Annotated in this window: 4 protein-coding genes and 1 pseudogene; 1 reads left to right on the forward strand and 4 read right to left on the reverse strand. The window is 66.7% G+C overall.

All coding sequences use genetic code 11. From position 1 onward, the window contains the following. The 4 genes from Y706_RS24480 to Y706_RS0108865 all read right to left on the reverse strand — a co-directional run. Positions 1–886: NAD(P)/FAD-dependent oxidoreductase (locus tag Y706_RS24480; RefSeq protein WP_043435545.1), on the reverse strand; the 886-nt coding region annotated here is incomplete at its 3' end. Then, the gene (locus Y706_RS0108855) at positions 883–1077 is read right to left on the reverse strand and encodes a ferredoxin (protein WP_028276320.1); all 195 of its coding nucleotides are present in this window, start codon (positions 1075–1077) and stop codon (positions 883–885) included. The genes Y706_RS24480 and Y706_RS0108855, both read right to left, overlap by 4 nt. Then, positions 1074–2246 (reverse strand): cytochrome P450, encoded by a 1173-nt coding sequence (locus tag Y706_RS0108860; protein WP_028276321.1) that lies wholly within the window; start codon positions 2244–2246, stop codon positions 1074–1076. Before Y706_RS0108860 ends, Y706_RS0108855 begins: the two co-directional genes overlap by 4 nt. A 54-nt stretch (positions 2247–2300) precedes the next feature. After that, positions 2301–4022: an MFS transporter gene (locus tag Y706_RS0108865; protein ID WP_028276322.1), complete on the reverse strand. Its 1722-nt coding sequence runs from the start codon at positions 4020–4022 to the stop codon at positions 2301–2303. Between the two features lie 318 nt (positions 4023–4340). Here Y706_RS0108865 and Y706_RS29180 point away from each other — a divergent pair. Further along, positions 4341–4556 (forward strand): annotated as a pseudogene (locus Y706_RS29180) (phosphotriesterase); the annotation flags it as partial.

Genomic DNA, 4556 nt, shown 5'->3' on the forward strand with positions numbered 1-4556 from the left:
CCGCCACGTCGCCGGCGGCGACGATGTCCGGCCGGAGCCGGCCGCGCGAATCGACCCGCAGCTGTCCGTCGACGAGAAGGTTCGAGCCGGCGAGCCAGCCGGTGTTCGGCTCATCGCCGACGGCGGTGACCACCAGGTCAGCCTCCAGTACGGTGCCGCTGGCCAGGACGACCTTCGCCCCGGCACCGTGATCGACAAGCCGGGCCTTGCCGCCGCCAACCACGCGCAGTCCGCGCCGGATGGCGGCGGCGGTGAAGATGTCCGCCAGATGGTCGCCGAGCTGACGCGCCAGGGGCTTGACGTCGGCGACGAGGGTGACCTCGCAGCCCATGTGCACGCAGCCGGACGCGACCTCCATGCCCAGCGCTCCGCCGCCGATCACGATAACCGAGGGGCGCGATGCGACGCGTTCCTTCAGAAGGATCGCATCCTCAATGGTGCGCAGGGTGAGTTCCCGGTGGGAGCCGTCCCGTTGCGGTCCGGCTGTTCCCTTATTCTGCGTCTCCTGCGCACCCGGCCCGAGTCGCTTTGCCCGGGAACCCGATGCGATGACGAGGCCGTCATACGGCAGCTCCCCTCCCCCGGCCAGGCGCACCAGCCGGGCCTCGACGTCCAGGCCCGTGGCGCTGACTCCGAGCAGCTCCGTTGCCTCGTGGGTCGGCTCGGGGAGCACATGGGGTTGGAGCCTGCCGTCGCTGTTCCCGTCGGCAGTGTTGTCATCGACAGCGTGCAGCAGCGCCTTGGAGAGGGCCGGCCGGCTGTAGGGCTGGTGGCGCTCAGCGCCCACAACAGTGAGCTCGCCGTCGAAGCCGGCCGAGCGCAGCGAGTCGCAGGCCGTGAGTCCGGCGATGCCGTTGCCGACCACCACGATCTTTCGCATCGTCATGCCGCGGCCAATCGCAGTGCGGCAACCGGGCAGACCCTTACCGCCGCCTTCGCGGCGTCCAGGTCAGCCCCTTCCACGTCCGGGACGTCGAGTACCAGCTCGCCGTCATCGTCGAGGTGCATCAGCCGCGGCGCGGCTTCTTCGCAGAGGCCGTGTCCCTCGCAGCGCGGCCGGTCAAGTTCGATCCTCATGCTGCCACCACCTTGACGACCTGGAGCGACTCGAGGCTCCGCGTGATGTTGCTCGGCTCCCGGACCTCGTCGGAGACCGTCAGCGTTTTCACCCTGCGGGCAAGCGCCTCAATGATCGCATGCGCTTCCAGTTTCGCCAGGCCCTGGCCGGCGCAGCCGTGCGGTCCGTAGCCGAAGGACAGGTGGTCCATCGGGTTCCGCATCACGTCGAAGGTGTCGGGATCCCCGTAGTGCCGCGGGTCGCGGTTGCCGGCCCCAAAGAGGATGCCCACCTGGGCACCTGCGGGAATCGTGACGCCCTCGATCTCCACGTCGCCCATTGCCTTGCGGCCCCAGATGTGAACCGGGGCCCAGTAGCGCAGCACTTCGGCGAACGCTGCGGGGACCAGGTCCGGGTTCTTCCGGACCAGTTCGAACTGCTCCGGGTGGCGGCCGAACAGCGCAATGATGTTCCCGATTGACGCTATTGTCGTATCAACGCCGGCTCCCAGGTACTGGTGGATGATGTGCCCCGCAGAGCCCTGGGGAATGTCGCCGCGTGTCTCGGCATCGAAAATACCGCGGCCGATTGAGCCGGGTGTGAGGTCTTCTGCGATGACCGACGAGCACCAGCCGTAGAGTTCGCCGGCGATCGGGAAGCTCTCCTGGGTGCGCTGGTTCAGCGGGCCGATGACCTGCATCGCGGCCTGGCCCCAGCGCAGCATGTTGTCCCTGACGTGTCCGCTGAAGCCAATGAGGTCGGCAACGATTTCGATCGGGAAGGCCCGGGCCAGGGAATCGATGGCCTCGAAGCTGCCGCTGGCGGCGAGCTCGGCGACGAGCTTGTCCGCCTTTTCGTCGATGACGACTTTCAGGCCACGGAGCGCCCGGGGGGTGAGGTTCTGTGACAGCGTGGCGCGGAGCTGCGTGTGGACGGGCGGGTCGGAGGCGAGGGAGGTACCCTGCAGCGCCTCGTTCACCATGGGGTTGAAGCCGATGCTGGTGGACGAGAAGGTCTCCGGATCGCCGAGCGCATCGCGGATGACGTCGTAGCGCGTCAGGACGTAGAGGCTGTTCTTGGGGAGGTGGACCACTGCTGCCTGCTCGCGGAGCGCGGCGTAGGTGGGGTAAGGGTCGACCAGGATGTCGTCGTCCCAGATGTCGATGCCGGATTCGGTGGGTGCAGTCACAGTGTTCTCCTTGTGGATGGTAGGTGGTCAGGTCAGTGCCGGAGGCCGTCAGGCTTAGACGGCGGCCTCGGCGTTTGCTTCGGTGGTCTCAGCGATGGCCTCGGGCGCCGGCGCCGAGGACCGGGCAGAGATGAAGAGGGTGAGAGTGGCGGAGAGGATCGCCGCGATGCCCGCGGTGAGGTATACAGCCTGGAACCCCTGGCCCAGTGAGGTCCCTGCCACGCCCTGGATTTGCGGCTGTGCGGCGTTGAGGGCCTGGACCATACCGTCGACCGCCGGGGTGGGCGCGCCGCCGGCCAGTGCCTGGCCGGAGAACTGGGCGATGACCCCGTCCCAGCCGGCGAGGAAGCCCAGCGGCGGCACGTTCGCCAGCCCGCTGACGGCCTCTGCGGGCAGCCCCGCCCCGCCGAGGATCCCGGCAAGGGGACCCGCGAAGGCCGTGGCTCCGATGCCGAAGGCGATGGCTGAGCCTACAACGGGGCCGAGGGCGAAGCCGAGGTCGCGCAGGAGGTTCGTTGTCGCCGAAGCCATGCCGATCTGCTGGGGCGGGACGGTGTTGATGGCAACAGCGGTGACGGAACCGACGGTGAGCGCGAATCCGATACCCAACAGCAGGAGCGGCGGAATGAAGGCCGTCCACGCGGTGCCGCCGAAGGCCTCCGGAGTGCCGAGGGCGAATGTCGAGAGCCAGAAACCGGAGACTGCCATGAGGACGAAGCCCGCGGTGAGCACCCAGCGCGGTGCTACGTGGTGGATGAGCCACCCCACCACCGGGATGAAGGCGAATGCCGGGCCCTGGATGAAGACGAACAGCACACCGACCTTCCAGGTTTCGGCCAGCGCGAGTCCACTGACGGCGACGCTGGTGCTGAAGCAGATCGCGAGGAAGGCGAACATGCCGGTGACCGCCACAATGCCGGTGATCGAGTAGGCGCTGTTCTTGAAGAGCGACAGGTGAATCAGTGGCTGCGCGGTGCGTGATTCGATGACGACGAAGGAGACCAGGAGGATTCCGCCGGCGACGTAGCTTGCAATCACCTGGGCGCTGCCGAAGCCGGCATCAACCGCTGTCACCGTGGCGTAGAGGACGGCGATCAGGCCGAGGGCGAGCGTAATCTGGCCGGGGATGTCCAACTTGCGCCCCTCGGCTGCTGCGGAGTCCTTCGCCCGGAGCGCGACGAGGAGTACGAGCACGGCAATGGCGGCCGCAACCAGGTAGGCCGCCCGCCAGCCGCTGAACTCGTTCGGCGCACCCGGCGCAGCACCCGGCACTGTGAAGAATTGCGCGGTGAAGCCAGCGAGCACTGGGGAGATTACCGCGCCGAGGGAAAGGAACCCGGCCCACGTTGCGATGACCTTCGCCCGTGCGCGGTGATCCGGCGTGATCGCCGCGATCATGGACAGCGAGATGGGGAACAGGATGCCCGCCCCGATGCCGCCGACGGCTTGGGCGGCGATCATCATCTCGGTTGTCGGTGCCAGGGCTGCCAGGACGGAGCCGACGATGCTGACCCCGGCTCCGATGTACAGAAGCTTCTTGCGTCCGAACAGGTCACCCAGGAGGCCCCAGCTGAGCTCGAACACGACAATACCCATCAAGAACATGCCCGCGATCCAGGTCAGGCCCGCGCCTGAAGTATGGAATTCCGCGGCGAAGGTGCCGCTGAGGGCGCCCGGCAGCGCGTTCGTGATCTGGGCCAGTGTGACCGCGCTGTAGGCGGCCACGAACGTCGCTCGTACCGAGCCGCGGCTCGCTACCGAAATGGTCTGACTCATCGATGAAACTCCTTTGTTTCCGGTCGATTCTCCGGTGATGCGCCATGACTGGTGCCCTGCCGGAGCAAGAGCCGGCAGGCGGAGGGTGGATGTGGCTCTCACCACAGTCTGATGTCAATCTTTACATGATGTCAAGAAAATGTACTCAACGTTTGTTTCATGAATGTACCGACATCCAAGGGATTCGTACGACGCGTATGTTTTCTTGACACGATGTAAAGAAAGGTGTGATGCTGGCTACACCGCAACGGGGCTACGGCACGGTCAGGCACCGCGGCGCCCCCGTATTCAGCACCCGATCTTCAAGGGAGAAGCCAAGTGAGTCACACCACACCCGTCGACAGCGGTAACGCGTTCCACGCCCCCACCGGGCAAACCGTCAATACCGTATTGGGCCCCGTCCCTGCCGCGGAGCTGGGCGTTGTCGCGCTCCATGAGGCCTTGTTGTCAGTGGTCCCGGGCGCCCAGTACGCCCCTGAGATCTCCATGGACCGGGCGGAGATCTTCGAGGCCCTGGCGGCCAAGCTCGCGGAC

Origin of the sequence: Arthrobacter sp. I3 (assembly GCF_000520575.1) — a bacterium.
Classification (GTDB): Bacteria; Actinomycetota; Actinomycetes; order Actinomycetales; family Micrococcaceae; genus Arthrobacter; species Arthrobacter humicola_A.

Excerpts from the sequence above, each read along its gene's own strand:
- Y706_RS0108855 (WP_028276320.1), bottom strand. The coding sequence starts at position 1,077 with ATGAGGATCGAACTTGACCGGCCGCGCTGCGAGGGACACGGCCTCTGC.
- Y706_RS0108865 (WP_028276322.1), bottom strand. The coding sequence starts at position 4,022 with ATGAGTCAGACCATTTCGGTAGCGAGCCGCGGCTCGGTACGAGCGACG.